The following is a 23644-nucleotide window of genomic DNA, read 5'->3' on the forward strand; positions in this document are numbered from 1 at the left end:
GCGATTTTCCCGTTCTGACCTGGCCCCTGTGGCAGCCCCTGGAGGATTCGACGTGGCACCGAACAAGAAGCAAGACCGCGAAACCCGCGAGACCAGGTCCCGCGTCCGGGCATTCCAGGCCCGCCGCGCGGTGAACGAACACCAGGTGAAGCGCCGGCTTCGCGACAACGTCCTGGCCAGCGTCGGCGTCACCGTCGTGATCGTGCTCGCCATCCTCGCCCAGGTGTTCTTCTTCAACGGCGGACCGGGCACCCCGGCACCGTCCGCGTCCGCCGCCGCAACGCCGAGCGCGACGCCGACCGCAGCGGCCGGGGCGAACACCGGCGACGTTCCGGCCAGCACGCTGGCCGAGGGCCGCACCTGGACCGGCACGATGGACCTCAACGGGATCCCGCTGGGCATCGAACTGGACGGCGCCCTGGCCCCGCAGGCCGTGTCATCGACGATCAGCCTGATCGACTCCGGCTTCTACACCGGCGTGTCCTGCCATCGACTCACCACCGGCGGCTTCTCTGTGTTGCAGTGCGGTGACCCGAAGGGTGACGGCACGGGTGGTCCCGGCTACAGCTACGGCCCGGTTGAGAATGCGCCGGCGGGCGACGTCTACCCGGCCGGCACCATCGCCATGGCCCGCCAGGGCGGCAATGCCTACAGCATGGGCAGCCAATTCTTCATCGTCTACGACGACACGACCATCCCGGCGGATGCCGTCGGGGGCTACACCGTGCTCGGCCGGGTCACCAGCGGACTCGACCGGGTGAAGGCGGAGATCGTCGCCGCCGGGGTGGAAGGCGGAGCCACGGACGGCAAGCCGGTCGTCCCCACGACCATCACTCAGGTATCAGTTAAGTAGTTTCCGGCGATCAGCGGTCGGCCTTGCAATAGGCTTGACCGGGTATTGGCTCATTCGTGGGCAGACAACGACATTTAAAGGTGAGGCTCTTGACTACGACAGATCAGCAACCATGGGGTCGCGTAGACGAATCCGGCACGGTTTTCGTGCGCGAGGCGACGGGCGAACGCGCCGTCGGACAGTACCCGGACGCTACCCCGGAAGAGGCCCTGGCCTACTTCGAGCGCAAGTACGTTGAGCTCAACGGACAAGTCACGCTCCTCGAACAGCGCGCCAAGGGCGGCGCTCCGGCCGCGGACATCGCGAAATCCGTCGCGCACCTGTCCGAGACGATCGCCACCGCCAACGCGGTCGGCAACCTGGCCGCCCTCGCGACCCGCCTCGGCGCCCTCGGCGGCGCCGTGACCGAGTTGACCGAGCAGCAGGGCGCCGAGGCGAAGGCCGCGGCGGTCGCCGCGATCGCCGAACGCGCCGCCATCGTCACCGAGGCGGAGGCGCTTGCCGCCGAAGACCCGGCCAAGACGCAGTGGAAGCAGACCAGCGCGGCCCTCGAGGCCCTGTTCGCGAAGTGGCAGGCGCACCAGCACGACGCGCCCCGCATTCCGAAGGGCGAGGCCAACGACCTCTGGAAGCGATTCCGCGCGGCGCGCACGACGATCGAGCAGAACCGCAAGGCGTTCTTCGCCGAGCTCGACAGCGCCCACAAGGACGTTCGCAACCGCAAGCAGCAGCTCATCGAGCAGGCCGAGGCCCTGGCGCCGAAGGGCGCGGACGGCATCCCCGTCTACCGCAACCTCCTCGACGACTGGAAGCTGGCCGGCCGCAGCGGCAAGAAGCAGGACGACGCCATGTGGGCGAAGTTCAAGGCTGCGGGCGACGTGCTGTACTCGGTCAAGAGTGAGATCGACGCCCAGGACAACGAGGAATTCGCTGGCAACCTGGCCCAGAAGCTCGAGTTGCTCACCGAGGCCGAGGTGCTCCTCACGGAGACCGACCGCGCCAAGGCGCGCACGACCCTCAGCTCGATCCAGCGTCGCTGGGACGAGCTGGGCAAGGTGCCCCGCGACTCCGTGAAGGTGGTCGAAGACCGCATGCGCAAGGTCGAGGCCGCCGTGCGCAAGCTCGACGACGACCACTGGAAGCGCAACAACCCGGAGACGAAGGCCCGCGCCGAGGGTCTCGCCGGCCAGCTGCACGATGCCATTGCCAAGCTCGAGGCCGAACTCGAGGAAGCGAAGTCCGGCACGGACGCCACGGCCATCGCCGCGGCGAACGAGGCGCTCGAGACCCGTAAGGCGTGGCTGAAGGCCATCGGACAGTAGCGGCCGCGCCGGGTCTCCGGCTCGTCCACAGCAGGAGAAACGGGGATCTGTCCACAGATCCCCGTTTCGCGTGTACCGGCCCGGCACCCGGCTCCACTCTGGGCTGATGACGGACAGGTTGGCCTCGGTGCTCTGCCGGCTGGACCTGCCCGTCGCCGAGTTGTCGAGCGCCCGCCTCGACGGCGAGGTCTTCGGTCTCGGCGACTTCTGGTGCCCGGTCGACGAGATCGACGACGAGGCCAGACGCGCCCAGGCCGCCGCGCTTCTCGTGCCGCCGCGTGCCATCGCCGAGCGCCTGACCGCGGCGTGGATCTACGGTCTGGCACCCGAGCCGGGTCGCCACCAATTCTGCGTGCACGTCGCCGCGAGGATGCACCTCGAACCGTCGCCGCGGTTCAGAGTGCGTGAGGTCACCTGCACGGCCGAAGACACGCTGACGGTCGGCGGTCGCCGGGTCACGACGCCGCTCCGCACGCTCGTGGACCTGGCCCGCTGGCCTGATGCCGACGTCGACCTGATTCCCGTGATCGGTGGACTGCTGAGCCGTTGCGGCCCGGGCGCCGCCGAACGGGCCATCCACCGGTGCGATCGGGCGTACGTGCCGTTTCGCCGTCTGGCCATGCTTCGTCTCTCGGAGGCCGTCCGCCGGGACCGTCAGCCGTCGTTGACGCGGTAGACGTCGTAGACGGCGTCGATCCGGCGCACGGCGTTGAGAACACGGTCCAGGTGGGTGGTGTCCCCCATCTCGAAGACGAACCGGCTGATCGCGAGCCGGTCGGTCGAGGTGTGCACGGTGGCCGACAGGATGTTCACGTGGTGCTCGGACAGCACCCGGGTCACGTCTGAGAGCAGGCCAGACCGATCGAGCGCCTCGATCTGGATCTGAACCAGGAAGAGGCTCTTCGAGGTGGGCGCCCAGTCCACGTCGATCATCCGCTCGGGTTCCTTGAGCAGCGATTGCACGTTGCGGCAGCCGGCCTGGTGCACGGACACCCCGGCGCCGCGGGTGATGAAGCCGACGACCTTGTCGCCAGGCACCGGTGTGCAACAGCGGGCCAGCTTGACCAGGATGTCGGGGGCTCCCCGCACGAGGATACCGGAGTCGCTGTTTCGCAGTGTCTGCGTGCGGCCGTGCGGGGCGAACGGCAGATCGGTCGCGTCGCTCTCCTCGACGCTCTGCAGCGTGGCGACGACCTTCTCCAGCACGGACTGGGTCGACACGTGGCCCTCGCCGACCGCGGCGTAGAGGGCGGACACGTCCTCGTACTTCATCACCGCCGCCACCTCGGCGAACGAATCCTGGTTCATCAGCTTCTGCAGCGGCAGATTCTGCTTGCGCATCGCGCGCGCGATCGAGTCACGGCCCTGCTCGATCGCCTCGTCGCGGCGTTCCTTGGTGAACCACTGGCGGATCTTGTTGCGCGCCCTGGGGCTCTTGACGAAGTTGAGCCAGTCCTTGCTCGGCCCGGAGTCCGGGTTCTTCGAGGTGAAAACCTCGACCACGTCGCCCGTGATCAACGCGCTCTCCAGGGGAACCAGGCGACCGTTCACCTTGGCGCCCATGGTGCGGTGACCGACCTCGGTGTGCACCGCGTAGGCGAAGTCGACCGGGGTGGCCCCGTTGGGCAATCCGATCACGCGCCCCTTGGGGGTGAAGACGTAGACCTCCTTCGCGCCGATCTCGTAGCGGAGGGAGTCGAGGAATTCGCCGGGGTCGGCGGTCTCGGCCTGCCAGTCCGAAATGTGCGCCAGCCAGGCCATGTCGGTGTCGCTCTGCGGGCCAGGCCCCGAGCTCTTGCCGTTGACCTGTTCCTTGTACTTCCAGTGCGAGGCAACACCGAACTCCGCGCGCTGGTGCATCTCCTGGGTGCGGATCTGGATCTCGACGGCGCGGCCGCTCGGGCCGAGCACGGTGGTGTGCAGCGACTGGTACAGGTTGAACTTGGGGGTCGCGATGTAGTCCTTGAACCGGCCGGGCAGCGGCGTCCACCTGGCGTGGATGGCCCCGAGAACGGCGTAGCAGTCACGCACCGAGTTGACGAGCACCCGGATGCCGACGAGGTCGTAGATCTCGTCGAACTCACGACCGCGAACGACCATCTTCTGGTAGATGGAGTAGTACTGCTTCGGCCGCCCCGCGACCTTGCCGCGGATCCGGGCCGCCTTGAGGTCGTCGGTGATCGCGTCGATGACGTGCTGGACGAATTCCTCACGCTGCGGGGTGCGCTGCTTGACCAGGCTCTCGATCTCGGCGTAGAGCTTCGGGTAGAGCACGGCGAAGGAGAGGTCCTCGAGTTCCCACTTGATCGTCTGGATGCCCAGCCGGTGCGCGAGGGGCGCGTAGATCTCGAGGGTCTCGGTGGCCTTGCGAACGGCGGAGGCCGCCGGAACGAAACCCCAGGTTCGAGCGTTGTGGAGCCGGTCGGCGAGTTTGATGATCAGCACACGGATGTCCTTGGACATCGCCACGATCATCTTGCGAACGGTCTCCGCCTGGGTGCTGTCCCCGTACTTGACCTTGTCGAGCTTGGTGACGCCGTCGACGAGCATCGTGATCTCGTCACCGAAGTCGGCGCGGAGCTGGTCGAGCGTGTACTCGGTGTCTTCGACCGTGTCGTGCAGGAGTGCGGCGGCGATGGTCTTCGGCCCGATCCCCAGGTCGGCGAGAATCTGCGCGACCGCAACCGGGTGAGTGATGTACGGCTCGCCGCTGCGCCGGAACTGGCCCTCGTGGGCCCCTTCGGCGGCGGCATACGCGCGCTCGATGATCGACAGGTCGACCTTCGGATGGTGCAGCCGCACCGTCTTGAGCAGGGTGTCGACCGCGCCGGCCGGCTGAGCCCGCGAGAAGATCCGCGGCACGAGGCGTCTCAGCGACGCCGACGGAATGGGCGCCGGCGTCGACGAGGCAGGAGGAGTCGTTATCTCGGTCACCTGGTCACCTCATCTCCCTCACCTAATTATCACTCTTCGCAGAGTTGAATCAGGCTACCGGAAGTCGGGAGGCCCCGATGACCCGTGCACCCGACAAATGGGCACCCGACGGGTGTGCGGTCACGCGGTGACGCCCTCGGACACCTTGGTGGCCGACCCGGCCTTGGCACGCAGCAGCAGCGCCTTCTTGTCGCGCTTCCGCACGCCGGGTTCGCGGGTTCGGAGACCGGCATAGAGCGGAGAGGCGATGAAGATGGTCGAGTACGCACCGGCGATGATGCCGATCAGGAGCGCCAGCGAGATGTCCCGCAGCGTTCCGGCCCCGAGCACGAAGGCGCCGATGAAGAGAATGGACCCCACCGGCAGCACGGCCACGACCGACGTGTTGATCGAACGGACCAGGGTCTGGTTCACGGCAAGGTTCACCGATTCCGCGAAAGTGCGGCGCGACTCCGGGCCGTCCTGCCTGGTGTTCTCCCGGATCTTGTCGAAGACCACGACGGTGTCGTAGAGCGAGTAGCCGAGGATGGTCAGGAAGCCGATGACAGCGGCCGGGGTGATCTCGAAACCGGTGATGCCGTAGAACCCGGCGGTGATCACCAGGTCGTGCAGCAGCGCCGCCATGGCGGCCAGGGACATCTTCCAGGTGCGGAAGTACAGCGCCATGCCGATGGCCGCGAGAACCAGGAAGATCACCAGGCCGCGGAGGGCCTGCCCGGTGATGTCCGCGCCCCAGGACGGGCCGATGAAGGAGGCGGTCACCTTGTCGACGGGCACCGCGAACGCGTCCGCCAGCGCGGTGCGCACGGACCGGGTCGCGTCGCTGCTGAGCTGGTCGGTCTGAACCCGGATGCCGTTGTTGCTCACATTGGACACCTTGGTCACTGCGGCGGGCACGACACTGGTCACGGCCTGTGCGGCCGCAGCCTGGTCCTGCTTCGCGATATCCGACACGACGAATTCGGAACCGCCGGTGAACTCGATACCGAAGACGAATCCTCCGCGGAGCTGCGGGACGACCAGGGCGATCAGGATCGCCACTGCGGCGACGAGATACCAGGTCTTGCGTCGTCCGACGATGTTGAACGAGCGCTTGCCGGTGTGCAGGTCGTTGCCGAACTGGGAGAAGCTGGCCATTAGGAATCCTTCCCGTCGGTCGACCGATCCGCGCTGGAACCGACCAGTTCGGCAGCCTTGCGTTCGGCGATGGTCTGCCGTTTGGCGGCCTCGCGACTTGCCGAGGAGAGCTTTGACGAGGCAAGCTGCGGTGAGGGAGCGAACTTGGCCCGCCCCCGGTAGGTCGCGCCGAGTGCGCGCGGGTCAAGCCCGGAGAGCCGGTGACCGTCGTTGAAGAACCGGGTCTGGGCGAGCAGCTGCAGCACCGGGTGGGTGAAGAGGATCACCACGGCGACGTCGACGAGCGTCGTCAGGCCGAGGGTGAGGGCGAAGCCCTTGACGTTTCCGACGGCGACGATGAACAGGACGCCGGCGGCGAGGAAGTTCACGGCGTCGGAGGCCAGCACGGTGCGGAGGGCACGCTTCCAGCCTGCCTCGACCGCGGACTCCAGTCCGCGTCCGTCGCGCAGTTCGTCGCGCACCCGCTCGAAGTAGACGATGAAGGAGTCGGCGGTGATGCCGATCGCCACGATCAACCCCGCGACCCCGGCGAGCGAGAGCCGGTAGCCCTCGCGCCAGGACAGGATGGTGATCAACAGGTAGGTGATCAGCGCCGCCACGGTGAGCGAGGCCACCGTCACCAGGCCGAGGAGCCGGTACTGCACGAGCGAGTACAGCACGACGAGGATCAGGCCGATCAGTCCCGCGATCAGTCCGCTGCCGAGCTGGGTCGAGCCGAGGGTGGCTGAAATGGTGTCCTGGCTCTGCACCGTGAAGCTGATCGGCAGGGCGCCGAACTTGAGCTGGTCGGCGAGGGTCTTGGAGGAGTCCTGGGTGAAGTTTCCGCTGATCTGGGCGTTGCCGTCGGTGATCACGGCCAGGGTGCGCGGGGCCGAGATGACCTTGCCGTCGAGCACGATGGCGAACTGGTTCTGTACGCCGGTCAGGCCGCTGAGGCGGGTGCTGACGGTCGCGAAGTCCTTGGTGCCGGTGCCGTCGAACGCGATGTTGACGACCCACTCGCCGGTGGTGGCTCCGGTCTGCGTGGTCTTCTGGCCGCTGGTGGCGTCGGAGACGTTCTCGCCGCTGACCTCGACCGGGCCGAGGATGTACTTGACCGAACCGTCGGTTTCGCAGGTGACCAGGGGGTCCTTGGCCGGTGCGACATTGGAGGTGTCGATCTTGCTGCAGTCGAACGCGTCGTACTGGGCCTGCAGGGCCGGGGTGACATAGCTGAGGTCACTGCCGTCCGTCGGGACCGCCGTCGGCGTGGTGGACAGGTTCGGGTCGGCCGTGGGCGCCGGGGTGGCACTGGACGTGCCGTCGCTGCCGACGCTGGAGGCCGACGGCGCCGCCGCGACAAGAACGGGACGGAACTCGAGCTTCGCCGAGGATTCGATCCGGTTGATCGTCGCGTCGTCCGGGATCCCGGGGATGGACACGACGATGTTCTGGCCGCCCTGGGTGTTGATCTCCGCCTCGGACACACCGGCGGAGTCGATCCGCTGACGGATGATCGACACGGCCTGGTTCAACTGGTCCTGCGACACCGACTGGCCGGACTCGAGCTTCGGCGCGAGGATGATCTGCGTGCCTCCCTCGAGGTCGAGGGCCAGCTTGGGGGCCCAGGACCCACCTCCGGAAAGAACGCCGGCGCTATTGAGGGCGATCAGGCCGACAATGATCACGCCCAGCCACGTCAGGGAACGCCAGGCCTTCTTGGCCGGAGTCGACTTTGCCACCTTGGAACTCAGCTTTCTTTACACATGCCCGCGCCGATGGCGCGGGCATGGGAGAGGGGTTGGTTACGCGTCGCCCTTTTTGGGTTCTTCGTCGGAATCTGCATCGGTGACGCGCTGGCCGAACTCGGGTTCGCCCATCACGATCGCGCTGTCTTCGTTGAGCGCAGCGGCCTCGAGGGAGTCGACGTCGGATTCGGTCTCGGCCACGATGGGGTCGACGACGCGGGCGATGGTCTGGCGGTGCAGGTGAACGACGGTGCCGGGCGCGATCTCGAGGGCGACCTTGTTGGCTTCCTCATCGATCGACAGGATGGTGCCGTACATGCCGAAGTTGGTCATGACCTCGGCCCCGGCCACCATCTGGGACTGCAGTGCTGCCTGGTCCTTCTGGCGCTTGCGGCCATTGCGGAACATGAAGAAGACAAGCACGGCCAGAACGGCGAGCATGACAAGAGTCAACGGATCCATAAAACTGTGAAACCTTCCGGTTGCGGCGCGATGGCCGAAGCATGAGCGAGCGGGCTCGTGGCGAGCCAACTTGAATTATAGGTCATCCAGGGTGAGGGCGACTTGAGGCGCGTTGCCCTGCGGACCGGCGAGACCGAAGTGCCGCCAGGCCGCCGGAGTGGCCACGCGCCCACGCGGGGTGCGCGTGAGGAAGCCTATCCGCACGAGGAAGGGCTCGACGACCGCCTCGATGGTCTCGGACTCCTCACCCACCGAGACGGCGAGGGTGTTCAGCCCGACCGGCCCACCCCCAAAACGGGTCAGGATGATCTGCATGACCTCGCGGTCGAGTCGATCCAGCCCGATCGCGTCCACGTCGTAGAGCTCGAGTGCGGCATGCACCGCGGACAGGTCGGCGTCTCCCCCGTGCACCAGCGCGTAGTCGCGCACCCGGCGGAGCAGGCGGTTTGCGATCCGGGGCGTGCCCCGGCAGCGCCCGGCGATCTCCGCCAGGGCCCGCCGGTCGATCGGGAGCCCGAGCAGCACGGCCGCGCGGCCAAGGACCTGTTCCAGCTCGCTCTCCGCGTAGAACTCGAGGTGGGCGGTGAACCCGAACCGATCGCGGAGCGGGTTCGGCAGCAGGCCGGACCTCGTCGTGGCCCCCACCAGCGTGAACGGCGCGAGGTCGAGCGGGATGGACGTGGCGCCGGCACCCTTGCCGACCATGATGTCAATCCGGAAGTCCTCCATCGCCAGGTAGAGCATTTCCTCGGCGGAGCGGGCCATCCGGTGGATCTCGTCGATGAACAGCACCTCGCCGGGGACCAGGGACGACAGGATCGCCGCCAGGTCTCCGGCGTGCTGGATGGCCGGCCCGCTGGACATCCGCAGCGGGCGGTTGCCCTCGTAGGCGATGATCATGGCCAGGGTGGTCTTGCCCAGGCCTGGCGGGCCGGCGAGCAGGATGTGGTCGGGGGTGCGGTTCTGCATGGTCGCCGCGGTCAGCAGCAGTTGCAGCTGTCCGCGAACCTTGTGCTGGCCGACGAACTCGGCCAGGCTGCGCGGTCGCAGCGCACCCTCGAAGGCCAGCTCGGCCTCACCCTCGAGCGCGGGGTTGGTCACTTCGACGCCGGGGTCGCCGGCCAGGCCGGGGTTGGAGGTCATGGGCGGCGCTCCGATGCCTGCTGCGCGGGTCCGAGCCGGGCCAGGACCAGGCGGAGCAGGCTGGCCACCCCGACCTGGTCTGGGTCGGCCGCGTCGGCGAGCGTCTCCTCGACCGCCTGGGCCGCGACCCGCTCCGACCAGCCGAGGCCGATCAGCGCCGCCTGAACGCCCGCCGCCACGGTGGTGGCCACCTGGCGTCCGGCGACGGATGCCACGCTGGTGACGGCGAGCTTGCCGGCGAGTGACAAGACGATGAGCTTGGCCGTCTTGGGCCCGATCCCGCTGACCTTGCGGAAGACGCCGTCGTCTTCGTCTGCGACCGCCTGCGCAATCTGGTTCGGACCGAGCACGGCGAGCACGCCGAGAGCGGACTTGGGGCCGACCCCGGTCACACCGACAAGCAGTTCGAAGACCGCGAGTTCGTCGGCGCCGGGAAATCCATAGAGGGTGAGGGAGTCCTCACGCACAATCAGGGTGGTGGCCAGGCGGGCCTCCGTGCCGTGGCGCAGCGAGAGCGCCGTCGTGGGGGTCACCTGCACGGCCAGGCCCACTCCCCCGACCTCGATCACGACCGTCGAGCCGAGGGCGGAGAGGACGAGGCCACGTACGGAGGAGATCACCGCTTAAGACTACGGGGCACGGGTGATACAGAGCTGCGTTCGGCGGCGCGCCACGCCTTCTGGGCCGGGGTGAGGCCACCGGCAGGGGCAGCGGGGGCGCCGGGCAGGGTCCCGCCGGAGGCCCCGGTGCGCCAGGCGTGGCAGATGGCCAGGGCGAGCGCGTCGGCCGCATCCGCGGGCCTGGGCACCTCCGAGAGGCCGAGCACCCGGGCGACCATGGCCCCAACCTGTGCCTTGTCGGCCGAACCGTAGCCGGTGATGGCTGCCTTGACCTCGCTCGGGGTGTGCAGGCTGACCGGCAGTCCACGCTGGGCGGCCAGCAGCAGGGCGACCCCGCTGATCTGGGCGGTGCCCATCACGGTGCTCACGTTGTTCTGGGCGAACACCCGTTCGATCGCGACGAAGGCAGGCTTGTGCCGGTCGAGCATTTCTTCGAGTCCCCGGCTGATCAGGAGCAGTCTCTGCTCCAAGGGCAGGTCGGGGGCGCTGCGGAGCACCGCAACGTCAACCAGGGTCGCCGTGCGGTTTCCCGCGACATCGACGACACCCACGCCGCAGCGGGTGAGCCCGGGGTCGATGCCGAGCACCCGGACGCTCATCGCCCGCTACTCGTTTTCGGCTTCGAGCTCCGCCGAGACCTCGGCCGACACATCGTAGTTGCTGTAGATATTCTGCACGTCGTCGAGTTCCTCGAGGGCGTCGATCAGTCGGAACACCTTGCGGGCGGTCTCGGCGTCGACCTCGACCTTGAGCTGCGGGATGAAGGCGACGTCGGCGGAGTCATAGTCGATGCCCGCGGCCTGCAGCGCCGTGCGGGTGGCGACGAGATCGTGGACCTCGCTGAGCACCTCGAATTTCTCGCCCTCGTCGATGACCTCTTCGGCCCCGGCATCGAGTACCGCGGCGAGCACATCGTCTTCGGTGACGTTCGTGCCCTTGGGCACGACCACGACACCCTTGCGGTGGAAGTTGTAGGCGACACTGCCCGGGTCGGCCATGTTCCCGCCATTGCGGGTGACCGTGGTTCGCACCTCGGCGGCGGCCCGGTTCTTGTTGTCGGTCAGACACTCGATCATGATGGCGACGCCGTGGGCCGCGTAGCCCTCGTACATGATCGTCGAGTAGTCGACGGCCTCGCCGGTCAGCCCCCCGCCGCGCTTGACGGCGCGGTCGATGTTCTCATTCGGAACCGAGGTCTTCTTGGCCTTCTGGATCGCGTCGACCAGCGTCGGGTTTCCGGACAGGTCGATGCCGCCCATCCGGGCCGCCACCTCGATGTTCTTGATCAACTTGGCGAAGGCCTTGGCCCGACGTGAGTCGGTGACCGCCTTCTGGTGCTTCGTTGTCGCCCACTTGGAATGTCCGGACATGAATCTCCCGTTTTGTTTCGCTTGGCTGTCATCGGTGCCGCACCTGCTGACGCTGGTCCCGTATTGCGTGGTCATCGCACCGTTTGGGTGCTGCCCATTCTAACCCGCGGTGCCCGGTCGGGAGCGGTTTTCACCCGGCGGGTGGCGCGGCGAGCAGCTTATTCAGGGTGCGCAGGTTGCGGGTCGTCGTGCTCGAACGGTACCTGGCCCTGCCGGTCACCCTGCTGAAGGCGCTCGCGATCCCGACGCTGCGGAGCACCTGCCAGTAGAGCACGCCGGCGCCGGCCTCGACCGTCTCGACGGCCGGGTCGAGGCCGGGCGACAAGGCGGCGAGCTCGTCGAGCACGGCCTGGTCGGAGCCGAAGAGCAGATACGAATGCCAGCCCTCGCGTTCGGCGTCGAACGGGAAGCCCCGCACCACCCCGGCCAGCGTGCCTGTGTCGACAAGCACGATCCAGGCTTCGTACCCGAACGTCTCCCTGAGGGCGTGTTCGATCCGCGCCTTGAGCGCGGCGGCATCCGTCTGATCGGTGTCGAAGAGTACGTTGCCGCTGGCCAGCACCGTGCGGACATTGGTGAGGCCGATGGCCTGGAACGTGTCGCGGAGGTCGCTCATCGCGATCGTGATCCCGTTCACGTTGATGCCGCGCAACAGCGCGACGACCCGGGTGGTCAACGCCGGGCCCTCAGCCGCCGAAGCCGACCCGGGCCACGGTACGCAGGAAGTACTCGTGGAAACGATGCTCCCCCGTGATCTCCGGGTGGAAGGACGTGCCGAGGAGATTGCCCTGCTCGACGGCGACACACCGCCCGTCGGCGAGGGTGGCCAGCGCCCTGGCGCGATGCCCGACGGTGTCGACGACCGGCGCACGGATGAAGACCGCGTGCACCGGGGCGACGCCGAGCACGGGCACGTCGAGGTCGGTTTCGAACGACGCCGTCTGTGAGCCGAAGGCGTTCCGGCGCACCGTGATATCGAGGCCACCGAGGCTTTCCTGGCCGCGGATGGAATCGAGAACGGTGTCGGCGAGCATGATCAACCCGGCGCAGGTGCCGTAGACAGGCAGGCCGGAGCGGATCCGGCTGCGGAGCGGTTCGGCCAGGCCGAAGGCGCGAGCCATCTTGTCCATCACGCTGGACTCGCCGCCCGGAATCACGAGACCGTTGACCCGGTCCAGTTCCTCCGGACGGCGAACGAGTTCGACCTCCGCGCCGAGCCCCCGAAGGAGCGCGGCATGCTCACGAAAGTCACCCTGAAGGGCGAGAACTCCAACGCTCACGAACGACGCAACTACCAGCCGCGTTCGGAGAGGCGGTGCGGTGCGGCCAGGTCGGACACGTTGATGCCGACCATCGCCTCGCCGAGGCCGCGCGAGACGGCGGCGATGACGCTGGGGTCGTCGTAGAACGTGACGGCCTTGACGATCGCGTTGGCGCGAGCCTGCGGGTTGCCCGACTTGAAGATGCCGGAGCCGACGAACACGCCGTCCGCGCCCATCTGCATCATCATCGCCGCGTCGGCCGGCGTGGCAACGCCTCCGGCGACGAACAGGACGACGGGGAGCTTGCCGGTCGCGGCGATCTCGGCGACGAGCTCGTACGGGGCCTGAAGCTCCTTGGCCGCGACATACAACTCGTCCTTGCTCAGCGACGACAGGCGAGCGATCTCACCCTTGATGGTGCGGATGTGCTTCATGGCCTCGGAGACGTCGCCGGTGCCGGCCTCGCCCTTTGAGCGGATCATCGCGGCACCCTCGGTGATGCGTCGAAGCGCCTCACCCAGGTTGGTCGCACCACAGACAAACGGAACCGTGAAGTTCCACTTGTCGATGTGGTTGACGTAGTCGGCGGGGCTCAGCACCTCGGACTCGTCGATGTAGTCGACGTTCAGCGCCTGCAACACCTGGGCCTCGACGAAGTGGCCGATCCGCGCCTTGGCCATCACGGGGATGGACACCTCGGCGATGATGCTGTCGATCAGGTCGGGGTCGCTCATCCGGGCGACGCCTCCCTGGGAACGAATGTCGGCCGGTACCCGCTCGAGGGCCATGACGGCGACGGCGCCGGCATCCTCGGCGATCCGTGCCTGTTCGGCGTTGACGACGTCCATAATGACGCCGCCCTTCATCATGTCGGCGAGTCCGCGCTTGACGCGGCTCGAACCAAACTGCTCGGCGGAAGTGGTTTCAGTCATAACCTTGATTCTATTCCTTGCGTTCTGTGGGATTCGCACGGCGAAGTGCCGCGCGGAGCGGGAGAGTGAAGCTAGTTTTCGTCTTTTGGCCAGCCGTCGGCGACCTCGCGCCGCACCTCGCCGAGCAGACGGGGAACGGCCTTCGTCTTTGCGATGATCGGAAAGAAGTTCGAGTCGAGTGCCCACCGCGGCACAATGTGCTGATGCAGGTGCTCCGCGATGCCCGCGCCGGCTACCCGGCCCTGGTTCATTCCGATGTTGAAGCCGTCGCAGTGCGACACCTCGGTGAGCACGCGCATGGCCACCTGGGTCAGGCTACCGATCTCAGCGACCTCTTCCGGCGTCGCCTCGTCATACGTCGCAATGTGCCGGTACGGGCAGACGAGAAGGTGTCCGCTGTTGTACGGGAAGAGATTCAGCAGCACGTAGGCGTGCTTGCCGCGCGCCACGATCAGGGCCTTCTCGTCCGGCATGCTCGGTGCGAGACAGAACGGGCAGTCCGACTCGTTCGGCTGCTGACCGTCCTGGATGTAGACCAGGCGGTGTGGCGTCCACAACCTTTGGAAGGCATCCGGTACCGCCGCGAAGTCGCTCGCGTGCTCGATCCCCTCGAAGAGGTCGCCGCCGGTCTCGTCCGCTCTGGTCTCGTCCGCACCGGTTGCCATCTAGCTCTGCCCCTGTCCGGTGACCTGGGCGCGGGTTTCGATGGCGGCGACGATGCGGGCGATGGCCTCGTCGATCGGCACGCCGTTGTCCTGGCTGCCGTCGCGGAATCGGAAGCTCACCGCGCCGTTGGCCTGGTCCTCCTCGCCGACGATGAGCTGGAAGGGCACCTTGGCCTTGGTGTGGTTGCGGATCTTCTTCTGCATCCGGTCGTCGGAATGGTCGACCTGGGCGCGCACGCCCGCCGTCTTGAGCCGGCCGATGATCTCGTCGAGGTAGGGGCCGTACTGCTCGGAGACGGGGATGCCGACGACCTGCACGGGAGACAGCCAGACCGGGAACGCCCCGGCGTAGTGCTCGGTCAGCACCGCGAAGAAGCGCTCGATCGACCCGAACAGTGCCCGGTGGATCATCACCGGGCGCTGCCGGGAGCCATCGGGTGCGGTGTACTCGAGGTCGAAGCGCTCCGGCAGGTTGAAGTCCAGCTGGATCGTGGACATCTGCCAGGTGCGGCCGATCGCGTCCCGGGCCTGCACCGAGATCTTCGGGCCGTAGAATGCGGCTCCGCCCGGGTCGGAGACGAGTTCGAGTCCGGATGCCTCGGCGACCTCCGCCAGGGTCTGCGTCGCCTCGTCCCAGGCTTCGTCGCTGCCGACGAACTTTTTCGGGTCCTTGGTGGAGAGTTCGAGGTAGTAGTCCTCGAGACCGTAGTCGGCGAGGAGTTTCAGCACGAAGTTGAGAGTGGAGGTCAGTTCCTCCTTCATCCCCTCCTTCGTCGTGTAGATGTGCGCGTCATCCTGGGTCATCCCACGCACCCGGGTGAGGCCGTGCACGACGCCGGACTTCTCGTAGCGGTACACCGAACCGAATTCGAACAGTCGCATCGGCAGGTCCCGATAGCTGCGGCCGCTCGAACGGAAAATGAGGTTGTGGAACGGGCAGTTCATCGGCTTGAGGTAGTAGTCGACGCCCTGCCGGGTCATGTGCCCGTCTGCGTCGTATTCGGCGTCGAGCTTCATCGGCGGGAACATGCCGTCGGAGTACCAGTCGAGGTGCCCTGAGGTCTCGAACAGGTTCGACTTGGTGATGTGGGGCGTGTACACGAAGTCGTAGCCGGCCTCGGCGTGGCGCTTGCGGGAGTAGTTTTCCATCTCCTGGCGGATGATTCCGCCCTTGGGGTGGAAGACGGGCAGGCCGGAGCCGATCTCCTCCGGGAAACTGAACAGGTCGAGTTCGGCGCCGAGTTTGCGGTGGTCGCGCTTGGCGGCCTCTTCCTGGCGAGCCTGGTAGGCGCGCAGCTCGTCCTTGGTGGGCCACGCCGTCCCGTAGATCCGCTGCAGCTGCGGGTTCTTCTCCGAGCCGCGCCAGTAGGCGGCGGCCAGCCGGGTGAGCGAGTAGCCGTTGCCGATCATCCGGGTGTTGGGCAGGTGTGGGCCTCGGCAGAGGTCCTTCCACATGGTCTCCCCGGTTTTCGGGTCGATGTTGTCGTAGATGGTCAGTTCAGTCCCACCGACCTCGACCGACTCGTTGTCCGCCCCCAGCTCGGCGCCCGCATCGGTCGAGGCTCCCTTGAGCCCGATCAGCTCGAGCTTGTACGGCTCGGCGGCGAGCTCGGCCCTGGCCTCGTCGGCGGTCACGACCCGGCGCACGAAGCGCTGGCCCTGCCGGATGATCCGGTCCATGGCCTTCTCGAGTGTCTTGATGTCCTCGGGGGTGAAGGGCTCGGCGACGTCGAAGTCGTAGTAGAACCCGTCCGTGACGGGCGGGCCGATGCCGAGGCGGGCGGCCGGATTCACGGTCTGCACGGCCTGCGCCAGCACGTGTGCGGCCGAGTGACGAAGAATGTTGAGACCGTCGGGTGACGAAATGGTGACCGGCTGGGCGTCATCCGTCGGAGTCACCGTGGCGGCGAGGTCCTTGAGCTCACCGTTGACGCGCATTGCGACGACGGACCGGTCGGTGAAAAGCGCAAAGCCGTCAACCACGTGTGTAACTCCTCAGTTGTGTGCGAACCCCTCCAACTTTAGCGGCGGACAGGGAGGCTTCGTCCCCGCCTACCTGGCCAGGACCGCGTCCCCGCTGTTCGACGCGATCGTGGCGGCGCGAGGCAGCCGTCGGAACAGCTGCTCGATCGTTGCGGGCGGTGCCGCGAGAACCTTGACCAGGCCGCACCGGTCCGCGCCCGGCTTCGGGTCAAAGGCGATGGCGACCGCGTGGAGCACGGTGCCGGAGTCGATCAACTCGGCCAGCCCCACGGCGATCCCGGGGCTGACCTGGCCCACCCTGCGTCCGGTGGACGAGTGCACGAAGACTGTGTCGCCGGCGCCTTCCTCTCCGGGCGCCCGCACCAGCGAGACCCTCGCCCCCGGCTGGATCAGGCCTTCGCGGGCGACGATGGTGCGCGGATCGACGTTTCGCAGCCAGATCGTCCAGATCCCCAGGGGGCGCAGGTGCGCATTGCTGATGCTCACCAGCTTGCCGGTCGACGGTTCGGTCAGCCACAGTTCACCGCCGTGCGGCTGCAGGTACAGAGTGGGCAGTCCCCGAGCATCGGCCACGAGCAGCCGTGCCCAGTCCTGCGGCGGGAGATAGCGGCTGAGCGCGGCACCGCGGTGAGGAACAGCTCGGTGGGACGGTAGTGCCGGATCGATCGCCGCAGCTGCCACGGTATCGGCCGGAGAGGAATCCGAAGAGCGACGACGGGGAACGGCGACCCTGGCCGACCGCACGGCGGTCCGGAAGCCCCAGGCTGCGAGGCCGAGGGCGCCGAGCATGGACAGCGCGGCCACTGCGAACAATTCCATCGGCGGACCTCCACCTCGAGACTGACGCACGCATGGTCGCGCCGGTATCCCCCGTCCGGCCGCGACAGCCTGGCCCTCCAATTGGGCGATGCGCGCGTGTGCGCCGCTTTGGGAGAATCAGGCCAGGCCAGGGAGAGCAGTGAACGATTTCTACGGGCGAATCGGGCGGTGGCCCACACGCAGCCGAGTCCTGCTTGTCGTGGGCGGTTTCGTCTTCTGGCCGATCCCGGGCCTGGGGCCCGTTCTCGCCCTGTCGGTCTGGTCGTTGGCGTGCCTGGCCCAACTGTCGATGGGGTCCCGGGGAGCCGCGAAGCGGAGGCACCAAACCTATGAGCCCGTGCCGATCACGGATACGGTGTTCTATCCCTTCGAGGGGCTGCAGGAGGTTGTCGGCGAATCCCATTACCACTCAGGCATTCACCGCGTCGTGTCGGCCTGGAAGACCATGGGTACCGCGGATGTTCCGATCCTCGCGATCCTGCGGCCCGAACCGTTCAACCCCTTCGACGCCCATGCGGTCCGCGTCGATCTCCGGTTCGGTGATGTCACCGAGACCTGCGGGCACATCCCCGCCTATCTCGCGGTCGGGTGGGGTCAGGGACTCAGGCCGCACCTGGACGCTGGGCGGCAACCAGTGGCCCATGCGTCGGTGTTCGGCGGCACGTTGGAGAAGCCCGATTACGGTGTCTGGCTGTCGTCGGAGCGGGCACTGCGGCGGCCCAGGTTCCGCACCTGACGCCGCGCGGCTGGTACGTGATCGCCTCCAGGCACAAGAAAACCCCCGGGGTTACCGGGGGTTTGTCTGTGGGCGATACTGGGATCGAACCAGTATCAGCGATACTGTCTTATTGCCCCGTAATCACGGGATTTTGGGACTTTTCCCATGTGTTCTAGCGGATCTCGCGTGCAACGTGTTAATGTCACTGTTATCCACTTATGGACACAAAGCGACACGGGATATTGCACGGTGTTGCACGATTGACGGGAGCAGGGTCATGGAACTCACCACGGACTACTGGCGGGAGCGCAAGCTAGCCGGCCTCACCCGCGTCTCATACGTGGGCATGAGCCGCACGATCGACTGCCCCGGCATCATCAAGCGCGTCTCGTCCGGCGTCGTGCACGTGCTACTCAATGGCGACCCCACCGTGAGCTGCTTTCACCCCGACGACATCCGCCCCCGTTGAGCGAGCCCCTGAGGGCCACGAGGCCGAAGAAACGCAAACCGCGTGAATCGTTCGGAGCGGTTCGCACACTCCCATCAGGCCGCGTCCAGGCTTCATACACGGGGCCTGATGGCACACGGCACAACGCCGACCGCACGTTCGACAACCTGACCGACGCCCGCGGATGGTTGGCCCTGCAAAGGGTCAAGATCAACGAGGGCAAATGGCAGTCAATGGATACAGCCGCGCCAGGCAAACGATATGACACCCTCGGCACCTATTCGGAGGAATGGCTACGCACCCGCACGAATCGCCACGGTGAGCACCTACTCCCCCGCACCCGCTCCGAGTACGAACGACTACTCCGAACGTCCCTGTTGCCGCTGGCAGACACCCGCCTAAACATGCTCACCCCCGAGCTCATCCGCACGTGGTATGCGGGCCAGCTCAACACGGGCAAGAAGACACAGAGCGCCCGCGCCTATGGGTTTCTCCGCTCGATCCTCGGCACCGCCGTAAACGATCGCCGCATCGCCTCGAACCCCTGCATGATCCGTGGCGCCCAGAATGCCAGCACGGGCAAGAAGGTACTCCCACCGACGCCCGAGCAGTTGCAGAAGATCCTCGAAGCCATCGCACCCCGCTACAAGGCGGCTGTAATCATTGCGGCGTGGGCCGGATGTCGCTACGGCGAACTGACCGAGCTACGCCGAAAGGACATTCGCATCCTCAAAATGGATAGGGCTGTGGAGAGCGTCATCGTTGAAGTGTCGCGCGGAGTAACCCACGTGGCCGGTCAAGGCTTCATCATTGGCAAGACGAAGAGTGAGGCCGGCGTGCGCTCCATCGTGCTCCCACCTCACGTTCACGGGCTCGTGCTGGAACATTTGAAAGATCACGTTGGACGCTCCCCCGAGGCGCTACTCTTCCCCGCAGCAGACGGCGCAACGCACCTGGCGCAGAGCACGTTTGCTAAGCACTGGTATCCGGCACGCAAGGCAGCAGGACGACAGGATATGCCCTGGCACGCTCTCCGCCACTACGGGGCCACCAGAGCGGCACTAGCGGGCGCAACCCTCAAAGAGTTGCAAGAGCGCCTAGGTCACTCGACAGTGGCCGCGGCAATGCGTTACCAGCACACAGCCGGACGCGACGCGGATCTAGCGCGCCGAATGTCCGAGCAGGCATCCGCCTAAAACCTTCCGTCACTCGACGGCAAGAAAATACCCCCGGCCTGTTAGCGCAGACCGAGGGCGAGCCCGTAACACCTACAGAAGGATACGAACCATGTCGAACCGTACAGCAACCATGACCAGAGCAACAGTGACCGCGAGCAAGTACCCGACCGTGATCGAGGACGAAGGCACCGTCGACGAGCGCTCCATCATCACCGTCTTTCAGGGTGAGCGCCACTACACGCGTATTGAGGTAACGTCCTCCCCGTGGTCGCCGGAGTGGTCGGTGTACGCCAGCGCGGAAGAGGACAACCAGACGCCCCCTGAAATGCGAGCATTTGCGGCCCTGGTCATCGTGGCGTGCGACCTCGCCGACGAGTTGAACGCGGCGTCCGCATGATCGCCCACACGATCAGGTCGGCAGCCCTCGCAACCTCAGTCACGGAGCACGCGATTCAACTCGCAATCCGTGAACGCCGGCTCAAGGTGCGCGACCTCGACGGGAAGCTGTTGATCCTGACGGCTGACCTTCAGGAGTGGCTAGCCTCACTGCCCGACGCCGACCCGCAGGCCGCGTAACACCAACCAATCGCCCCGGTCTGCCACTCGGCGGGCCGGGGCTTCGTCGTGCCCAATAGGTGCCCCGACTGGACTTGCAATGACTTTTCCCGTATCGTTACACCCAAGCCGGTTTACTGTGTCCAGATCGCCCTCGAGAAATCGGGGGTTATTTTTATGCCCTCGGCGCGTCATGGTTGGACACGGGCGGTCACGTGTGCTAGTTTTGTCATGCGGCGGATAACCATGCCTAGAACTAGCTCCACTTCGGTGGGGCTTTTTTTGTACCCGGAGCGTGTCGCAATTGGACAAGCGCGGCCAACACTGATACATTCTGTCTTGCGTCGTATAACCGCGCCACAAACTAGCCTCACTTCGGTGGGGCTTTTCTATTGCCCGCAGCGTGTCACAAGTAGACGATGTCACACATGTGCACTATGCTATGCATTACAGGCATTCCCCGTCCCCAAAGCCGGCAACCGCCTCAAATCTCCCCCACCTCAACAGTGGGGTTTTTTTATGCCCGCTTGCGAGCCCCAACCGGCCCGCGCGGGCAACAACACGTCCGAAAACTAACGCCGTTCCATCCATCACGGGTGAGCGGCGTTTCGTGTTTCGGCAGCATCACCACAACTAAATAATTACCTCGCCTCTACCTGAGGCGTTTTCCATTTAAACACGGAAGGCACCTCAGGCTAGGGAGGGCTCCGTGTTCAAGCGCTAGATCCGACTTCGGTCTGTTCTGGCGCTTTTTGCATTTAAAGGAGCAGCACATGACCGACACCGCAATCACTAAGTGGCCCACGATCCGACAGGCAGCCGAGCGCTACTGCATCAGTGAGAAGACCATCCGCCGGCGCATCACAGACGGCACCCTCAAGGCCCGCCGAATTGGCCCACGCTTGATTCGCCTAGACCCAGAATCGATCGCCGCATTCGGTAACGGAATCGGCGGTGCAATCGCGTGACCGAAAAGAAAAACCCCCAGGCTGCAAACCAAGGGGCAGAAGTCAAACCGGGCAGGTCGGGCTCTATATCTATTTTAGCGGATGATTCAGCACCTATCCCCGAAACCCCGAAGATCGGCGCAACGGTAGAGGGTCCACTCTCCGCCGCTCTGGTCCGCCTGCTCGCTGACGAGATCACCCTAGACGACTGCACGCCAGCACTCGCCGCATGGTTCCTAGAAGGTCACCGGGCCGCGCTTGCATCGGTACTCCCCGAGCTGACCCGCGCCGAGCAGTCGGCAGAGCACGCTAACGCGGACGCTGATCGGCTCTACGGGCTCGCATTCACACCACGGGAACCGCTCAAGGTCGGCCCGTCATACGCCGAGATTCAGAAGATCCGCGCCGAAACCTACAGGGGTACACGATGAGCGCATACAACGTAGACAGCTACGCCGACATTGCCGAGCTGCTCGACCGCGGAGACATCAAACCGCCCGTGCCAACAGTGGGACTCCGCAGCGACGGGGTGGGCGTGTTCTACCGGGAACAAGTCAACCTGCTATTCGGCAATCCCGAATCAGGAAAAACCCTCATCGCCCAATGCGCCACGGTGGACGAGCTCAACCGCGGTGAGAGCGCCCTAATTGTGGACCTCGACCACAACGGAGCCGGGGCCACCATCTCACGGCTCATCGCAATGGGCGCAGACGAAGAGATCCTCCGCGACCCGGAACGATTCCGCTACTGCTCCCCCGACGACGCCGAGCAGCTCGCCCTAATCGTGGCCGACACTGTTGCCTGGCAGCCGGCAGTCGTGCTGCTCGACTCGCTGGGAGAGCTGCTCCCGCTATGCGGCGCCTCGAGCAACTCCCCCGACGACTTCAGCCGTGTGCACGCCGACATTCTCAAACCGTTGGCAAAGAGTGGCGCGGCTGTAATCGTCATCGACCACCTCGCAAAGAACACCGACTCCCAGGCGTTCGGCTCAACTGGCACGGCAGCGAAGAAACGGGCAATCGGTGGAACCAGCCTCCGCACAACCGTGGTGGACGCGTTCAAACCGGGGTCAGGTGGCAAAGCTCAACTCACCATCAACAAAGACCGGCACGGTGGACTCAGGGCCGCATCAGGCGGGGATGACAGGGAACCGATCGCCGCAACGTTCAAGATGTGGGACGAGAACGGCGATATTCGGTGGACGTTCATTCCACCCGTTCAAGGTGAACGCGCCGTAGTCGTGGGCGTGTCAGAGGCCGACATCGTGACGCTCTCCGAGCTGCTCCCGGTACCCGCAAGCCAACGGGACGTGAAAGAGCGCCTCGGATGGGGTAGCACCCGTTCACTCGAAGCTTTGAGGGAATGGCGACGACGCGGAGAACCCACGACCGTGCTCCCCGCTCCCCAACCCCCTATGTGGGGAGCAGAGGAGCACTCAGAAGAGCATCCAGAAGCTCTGCTCCCGGAGCGCACCCGGAGCAGTAACACAGAGGAAAACATCTCTGCTCCCCGCTCCCCACACAGGGGGTTGGGGAGCAAGGAGCACTCAGAAGGTGCGCTCCTATGAAGGTTTACCGGCAGCACAACTGCACCGCGAACCATCGTTCGGAGCGCACTTTCCTGAAGTGCGCTCTCCCCCGCGCCGCCTGGGTAGTTGGCCGCGGTGAGTTCGCTCTCATCGCATGGTGCAGAGTGCCCACGATCATGCTCCACCGCCATCTCGAGGACGCCGCAACGAGCAAAGCCACCATCGACACCACCGGATGTGGCGGGGCCTGCTCAAGGCGTCACGAGATCATCCGCATCGACCTGACACGCACCGATAGGACAACACAATGAGCGACACCCCGACCCGCACCCCGTATGACCTGCTCCGCAACCTGGGAGCCCACACCGAGGACTGGCGTCCACAGTGGGCCGATCACCTGTCAGTGACCACACGCGGCACCGAGACGCTCTACATCGCGCAGCCCTACCAGTTGTTCCCCGAAGCTTTCCGCGACTTCGAGGCGCTCGAGGCTCACGGGTGGCGAGTCATCATCGACGGGCAAACCACCCACAATCCCGGCCTCACCGTGCGAGTACGAATTAGCGCCCGGAGCACGCAATGAGTCAAGTCTCCGAGGCTTACGCGGCTTTGCACAAAGCAATGGCCGTAACTGACCCGGCGTGCGCTGGGAACGATCTGTTCATCCTCGACGACGTGCCAGCAGCAGCCGTAAAGCCGATCTGTGACACATGCCCGCTGCTGGACCTATGCACCACCTATGCGCGACTTGCACGCCCCCCAGCAGGAATCTGGGCCGGCAAACGCTGGCACGGCAAGCCCAAACAAGAAAGAGAAATCTAACCATGGCCGGTGGCTACCCCCAAGGCGGGTCTGAGACCCAGAAGTTCCTCCGCAACTTTGACGACATTTACCGTCGTCTTCGTGAGCTCGAAACACCAACGGGCACACAGACAAGCTCCCTAGTCCGGCAGGTGCAATCAGCGCTCGCGAACATCAACGCGACCGTCACAGCAGCTATCACGGCACTGTCATACACGCGCGCCGAGATCGACTCGAAGG

General features: G+C 65.9%; 28 protein-coding genes and 1 pseudogene. 15 read left to right on the top strand and 14 right to left on the bottom strand.

The annotated features are described in order from the left end of the window. The first annotated feature begins 52 nt into the window (after nt 1-52). From QMG61_RS15105 to QMG61_RS15115, 3 genes are all read left to right on the top strand, one after another. Entirely contained in the window at nt 53-853 is an 801-nt protein-coding gene (locus QMG61_RS15105) for a peptidylprolyl isomerase (protein WP_283495159.1), read from the top strand. Nucleotides 854-942: 89 nt separating this feature from the next. Continuing rightward, on the top strand, nt 943-2175 hold the full coding sequence (locus QMG61_RS15110) for a DUF349 domain-containing protein (RefSeq protein ID WP_283495160.1): 1233 nt from the start codon (nt 943-945) through the stop codon (nt 2173-2175). A 106-nt stretch (nt 2176-2281) separates the two neighbouring features. Then, on the top strand, nt 2282-2851 hold the full coding sequence (locus tag QMG61_RS15115) for a type IV toxin-antitoxin system AbiEi family antitoxin (protein ID WP_283495161.1): 570 nt from the start codon (nt 2282-2284) through the stop codon (nt 2849-2851). On the opposite strand, the gene QMG61_RS15120 is transcribed toward QMG61_RS15115, so the two are convergent. The 14 genes from QMG61_RS15120 to QMG61_RS15185 form a co-directional block, all read right to left on the bottom strand. After that, complete coding sequence (locus QMG61_RS15120; protein ID WP_283495162.1) at nt 2830-5109, bottom strand: RelA/SpoT family protein; 2280 nt, start codon at nt 5107-5109, stop codon at nt 2830-2832. The two genes, QMG61_RS15115 and QMG61_RS15120, sit on opposite strands and share 22 nt — an antisense overlap. 120 nt (nt 5110-5229) lie before the next feature. Next, on the bottom strand, nt 5230-6246 hold the full coding sequence (gene secF / locus QMG61_RS15125) for a protein translocase subunit SecF (protein WP_283495163.1): 1017 nt from the start codon (nt 6244-6246) through the stop codon (nt 5230-5232). Then, nucleotides 6246-7967: a protein translocase subunit SecD gene (gene secD, locus QMG61_RS15130; RefSeq protein ID WP_283495164.1), complete on the bottom strand. Its 1722-nt coding sequence runs from the start codon at nt 7965-7967 to the stop codon at nt 6246-6248. The genes secF and secD overlap by 1 nt, the downstream gene beginning before the upstream one ends. Before the next feature lie 63 nt (nt 7968-8030). Continuing rightward, nucleotides 8031-8435, bottom strand: coding sequence for a preprotein translocase subunit YajC (gene yajC / locus QMG61_RS15135; RefSeq protein WP_283495165.1), 405 nt, complete (start codon nt 8433-8435; stop codon nt 8031-8033). 75 nt (nt 8436-8510) lie between these two features. Further along, on the bottom strand, nt 8511-9578 hold the full coding sequence (ruvB, locus tag QMG61_RS15140; RefSeq protein ID WP_283495166.1) for a Holliday junction branch migration DNA helicase RuvB: 1068 nt from the start codon (nt 9576-9578) through the stop codon (nt 8511-8513). Further along, on the bottom strand, nt 9575-10198 hold the full coding sequence (gene ruvA, locus QMG61_RS15145) for a Holliday junction branch migration protein RuvA (protein WP_283495167.1): 624 nt from the start codon (nt 10196-10198) through the stop codon (nt 9575-9577). Before ruvA ends, ruvB begins: the two co-directional genes overlap by 4 nt. Continuing rightward, nucleotides 10195-10797 (bottom strand): crossover junction endodeoxyribonuclease RuvC, encoded by a 603-nt coding sequence (gene ruvC, locus QMG61_RS15150; protein WP_283495168.1) that lies wholly within the window; start codon nt 10795-10797, stop codon nt 10195-10197. The genes ruvA and ruvC overlap by 4 nt, the downstream gene beginning before the upstream one ends. 6 nt (nt 10798-10803) lie before the next feature. After that, the gene (locus tag QMG61_RS15155) at nt 10804-11568 is read right to left on the bottom strand and encodes a YebC/PmpR family DNA-binding transcriptional regulator (RefSeq protein WP_283495169.1); all 765 of its coding nucleotides are present in this window, start codon (nt 11566-11568) and stop codon (nt 10804-10806) included. A 130-nt stretch (nt 11569-11698) separates the two neighbouring features. Next, nucleotides 11699-12244 carry a DUF1697 domain-containing protein gene (locus QMG61_RS15160; protein WP_283495170.1) on the bottom strand — a complete coding sequence of 182 codons (546 nt, stop codon included), beginning with the start codon at nt 12242-12244 and terminating at the stop codon, nt 11699-11701. A gap of 10 nt (nt 12245-12254) precedes the next feature. Continuing rightward, a complete protein-coding gene (pdxT, locus tag QMG61_RS15165; protein ID WP_283495171.1) occupies nt 12255-12848 on the bottom strand; it encodes a pyridoxal 5'-phosphate synthase glutaminase subunit PdxT in 594 nt (197 codons plus the stop codon). Nucleotides 12849-12859: 11 nt separating this feature from the next. Continuing rightward, nucleotides 12860-13762 carry a pyridoxal 5'-phosphate synthase lyase subunit PdxS gene (gene pdxS / locus QMG61_RS15170; RefSeq protein ID WP_283495172.1) on the bottom strand — a complete coding sequence of 301 codons (903 nt, stop codon included), beginning with the start codon at nt 13760-13762 and terminating at the stop codon, nt 12860-12862. Nucleotides 13763-13833: 71 nt separating this feature from the next. Then, entirely contained in the window at nt 13834-14427 is a 594-nt protein-coding gene (locus QMG61_RS15175) for an HIT family protein (RefSeq protein ID WP_283495173.1), read from the bottom strand. After that, nucleotides 14428-16365: a threonine--tRNA ligase gene (thrS, locus tag QMG61_RS15180; RefSeq protein ID WP_283495185.1), complete on the bottom strand. Its 1938-nt coding sequence runs from the start codon at nt 16363-16365 to the stop codon at nt 14428-14430. A gap of 114 nt (nt 16366-16479) precedes the next feature. Beyond that, nucleotides 16480-17229 carry a hypothetical protein gene (locus QMG61_RS15185; protein WP_283495174.1) on the bottom strand — a complete coding sequence of 250 codons (750 nt, stop codon included), beginning with the start codon at nt 17227-17229 and terminating at the stop codon, nt 16480-16482. Between the two features lie 337 nt (nt 17230-17566). On the opposite strand from QMG61_RS15185, the gene QMG61_RS15190 reads away from it, so the two are divergent. The 12 genes and pseudogenes from QMG61_RS15190 to QMG61_RS15235 form a co-directional block, all read left to right on the top strand. Then, complete coding sequence (locus QMG61_RS15190) at nt 17567-17965, top strand: hypothetical protein (protein ID WP_283495175.1); 399 nt, start codon at nt 17567-17569, stop codon at nt 17963-17965. Nucleotides 17966-18224: 259 nt separating this feature from the next. After that, on the top strand, nt 18225-18416 hold the full coding sequence (locus QMG61_RS15195; protein WP_283495176.1) for a hypothetical protein: 192 nt from the start codon (nt 18225-18227) through the stop codon (nt 18414-18416). After that, nucleotides 18413-18598: pseudogene (locus QMG61_RS17550) on the top strand (hypothetical protein); the annotation flags it as partial. The gene QMG61_RS15195 and the pseudogene QMG61_RS17550, both read left to right, overlap by 4 nt. Before the next feature lie 30 nt (nt 18599-18628). Continuing rightward, nucleotides 18629-19591 (top strand): tyrosine-type recombinase/integrase, encoded by a 963-nt coding sequence (locus tag QMG61_RS15200; protein WP_283495177.1) that lies wholly within the window; start codon nt 18629-18631, stop codon nt 19589-19591. Nucleotides 19592-19682: 91 nt separating this feature from the next. Next, the gene (locus tag QMG61_RS15205; protein ID WP_283495178.1) at nt 19683-19970 is read left to right on the top strand and encodes a hypothetical protein; all 288 of its coding nucleotides are present in this window, start codon (nt 19683-19685) and stop codon (nt 19968-19970) included. Then, nucleotides 19967-20149, top strand: a complete 183-nt coding sequence (locus QMG61_RS15210) for a hypothetical protein (protein ID WP_283495179.1) — start codon at nt 19967-19969, stop codon at nt 20147-20149. The genes QMG61_RS15205 and QMG61_RS15210 overlap by 4 nt, the downstream gene beginning before the upstream one ends. A gap of 752 nt (nt 20150-20901) precedes the next feature. After that, nucleotides 20902-21096 carry a helix-turn-helix domain-containing protein gene (locus tag QMG61_RS15215; RefSeq protein ID WP_283495180.1) on the top strand — a complete coding sequence of 65 codons (195 nt, stop codon included), beginning with the start codon at nt 20902-20904 and terminating at the stop codon, nt 21094-21096. Continuing rightward, the gene (locus tag QMG61_RS15220; protein WP_283495181.1) at nt 21093-21506 is read left to right on the top strand and encodes a hypothetical protein; all 414 of its coding nucleotides are present in this window, start codon (nt 21093-21095) and stop codon (nt 21504-21506) included. The genes QMG61_RS15215 and QMG61_RS15220 overlap by 4 nt, the downstream gene beginning before the upstream one ends. After that, entirely contained in the window at nt 21503-22642 is a 1140-nt protein-coding gene (locus QMG61_RS15225) for an AAA family ATPase (RefSeq protein WP_283495182.1), read from the top strand. The genes QMG61_RS15220 and QMG61_RS15225 overlap by 4 nt, the downstream gene beginning before the upstream one ends. Before the next feature lie 268 nt (nt 22643-22910). Beyond that, entirely contained in the window at nt 22911-23186 is a 276-nt protein-coding gene (locus QMG61_RS15230; RefSeq protein WP_283495183.1) for a hypothetical protein, read from the top strand. A gap of 38 nt (nt 23187-23224) precedes the next feature. Beyond that, the gene (locus QMG61_RS17555) at nt 23225-23425 is read left to right on the top strand and encodes a WhiB family transcriptional regulator (RefSeq protein WP_502847050.1); all 201 of its coding nucleotides are present in this window, start codon (nt 23225-23227) and stop codon (nt 23423-23425) included. Nucleotides 23426-23427: 2 nt separating this feature from the next. After that, a partial coding sequence (locus QMG61_RS15235) for a hypothetical protein (RefSeq protein ID WP_283495184.1) occupies nt 23428-23644 on the top strand: 217 nt, incomplete at its 3' end.

Origin of the sequence: Cryobacterium sp. PH31-AA6 (assembly GCF_030063195.1) — a bacterium.
GTDB lineage: Bacteria > Actinomycetota > Actinomycetes > Actinomycetales > Microbacteriaceae > Cryobacterium.

Bases quoted from the DNA above. Each gene is read 5' to 3' on its own strand.
- QMG61_RS15200 (WP_283495177.1), top strand. From the start codon at position 18,629: ATGGATACAGCCGCGCCAGGCAAACGATATGACACCCTCGGCACCTAT.
- ruvB (WP_283495166.1), bottom strand. From the start codon at position 9,578: ATGACCTCCAACCCCGGCCTGGCCGGCGACCCCGGCGTCGAAGTGACC.
- QMG61_RS17555 (WP_502847050.1), top strand. From the start codon at position 23,225: ATGGCCGTAACTGACCCGGCGTGCGCTGGGAACGATCTGTTCATCCTC.
- QMG61_RS15215 (WP_283495180.1), top strand. From the start codon at position 20,902: ATGACCGACACCGCAATCACTAAGTGGCCCACGATCCGACAGGCAGCC.
- QMG61_RS15115 (WP_283495161.1), top strand. From the start codon at position 2,282: ATGACGGACAGGTTGGCCTCGGTGCTCTGCCGGCTGGACCTGCCCGTC.
- pdxS (WP_283495172.1), bottom strand. From the start codon at position 13,762: ATGACTGAAACCACTTCCGCCGAGCAGTTTGGTTCGAGCCGCGTCAAG.
- QMG61_RS15175 (WP_283495173.1), bottom strand. From the start codon at position 14,427: ATGGCAACCGGTGCGGACGAGACCAGAGCGGACGAGACCGGCGGCGAC.
- secF (WP_283495163.1), bottom strand. From the start codon at position 6,246: ATGGCCAGCTTCTCCCAGTTCGGCAACGACCTGCACACCGGCAAGCGC.
- QMG61_RS15185 (WP_283495174.1), bottom strand. From the start codon at position 17,229: ATGGAATTGTTCGCAGTGGCCGCGCTGTCCATGCTCGGCGCCCTCGGC.
- QMG61_RS15230 (WP_283495183.1), top strand. From the start codon at position 22,911: ATGAGCGACACCCCGACCCGCACCCCGTATGACCTGCTCCGCAACCTG.
- QMG61_RS15155 (WP_283495169.1), bottom strand. From the start codon at position 11,568: ATGTCCGGACATTCCAAGTGGGCGACAACGAAGCACCAGAAGGCGGTC.
- QMG61_RS15205 (WP_283495178.1), top strand. From the start codon at position 19,683: ATGTCGAACCGTACAGCAACCATGACCAGAGCAACAGTGACCGCGAGC.
- yajC (WP_283495165.1), bottom strand. From the start codon at position 8,435: ATGGATCCGTTGACTCTTGTCATGCTCGCCGTTCTGGCCGTGCTTGTC.
- QMG61_RS15210 (WP_283495179.1), top strand. From the start codon at position 19,967: ATGATCGCCCACACGATCAGGTCGGCAGCCCTCGCAACCTCAGTCACG.
- QMG61_RS15225 (WP_283495182.1), top strand. From the start codon at position 21,503: ATGAGCGCATACAACGTAGACAGCTACGCCGACATTGCCGAGCTGCTC.
- QMG61_RS15195 (WP_283495176.1), top strand. From the start codon at position 18,225: ATGGAACTCACCACGGACTACTGGCGGGAGCGCAAGCTAGCCGGCCTC.
- ruvC (WP_283495168.1), bottom strand. From the start codon at position 10,797: ATGAGCGTCCGGGTGCTCGGCATCGACCCCGGGCTCACCCGCTGCGGC.
- thrS (WP_283495185.1), bottom strand. From the start codon at position 16,365: ATGCGCGTCAACGGTGAGCTCAAGGACCTCGCCGCCACGGTGACTCCG.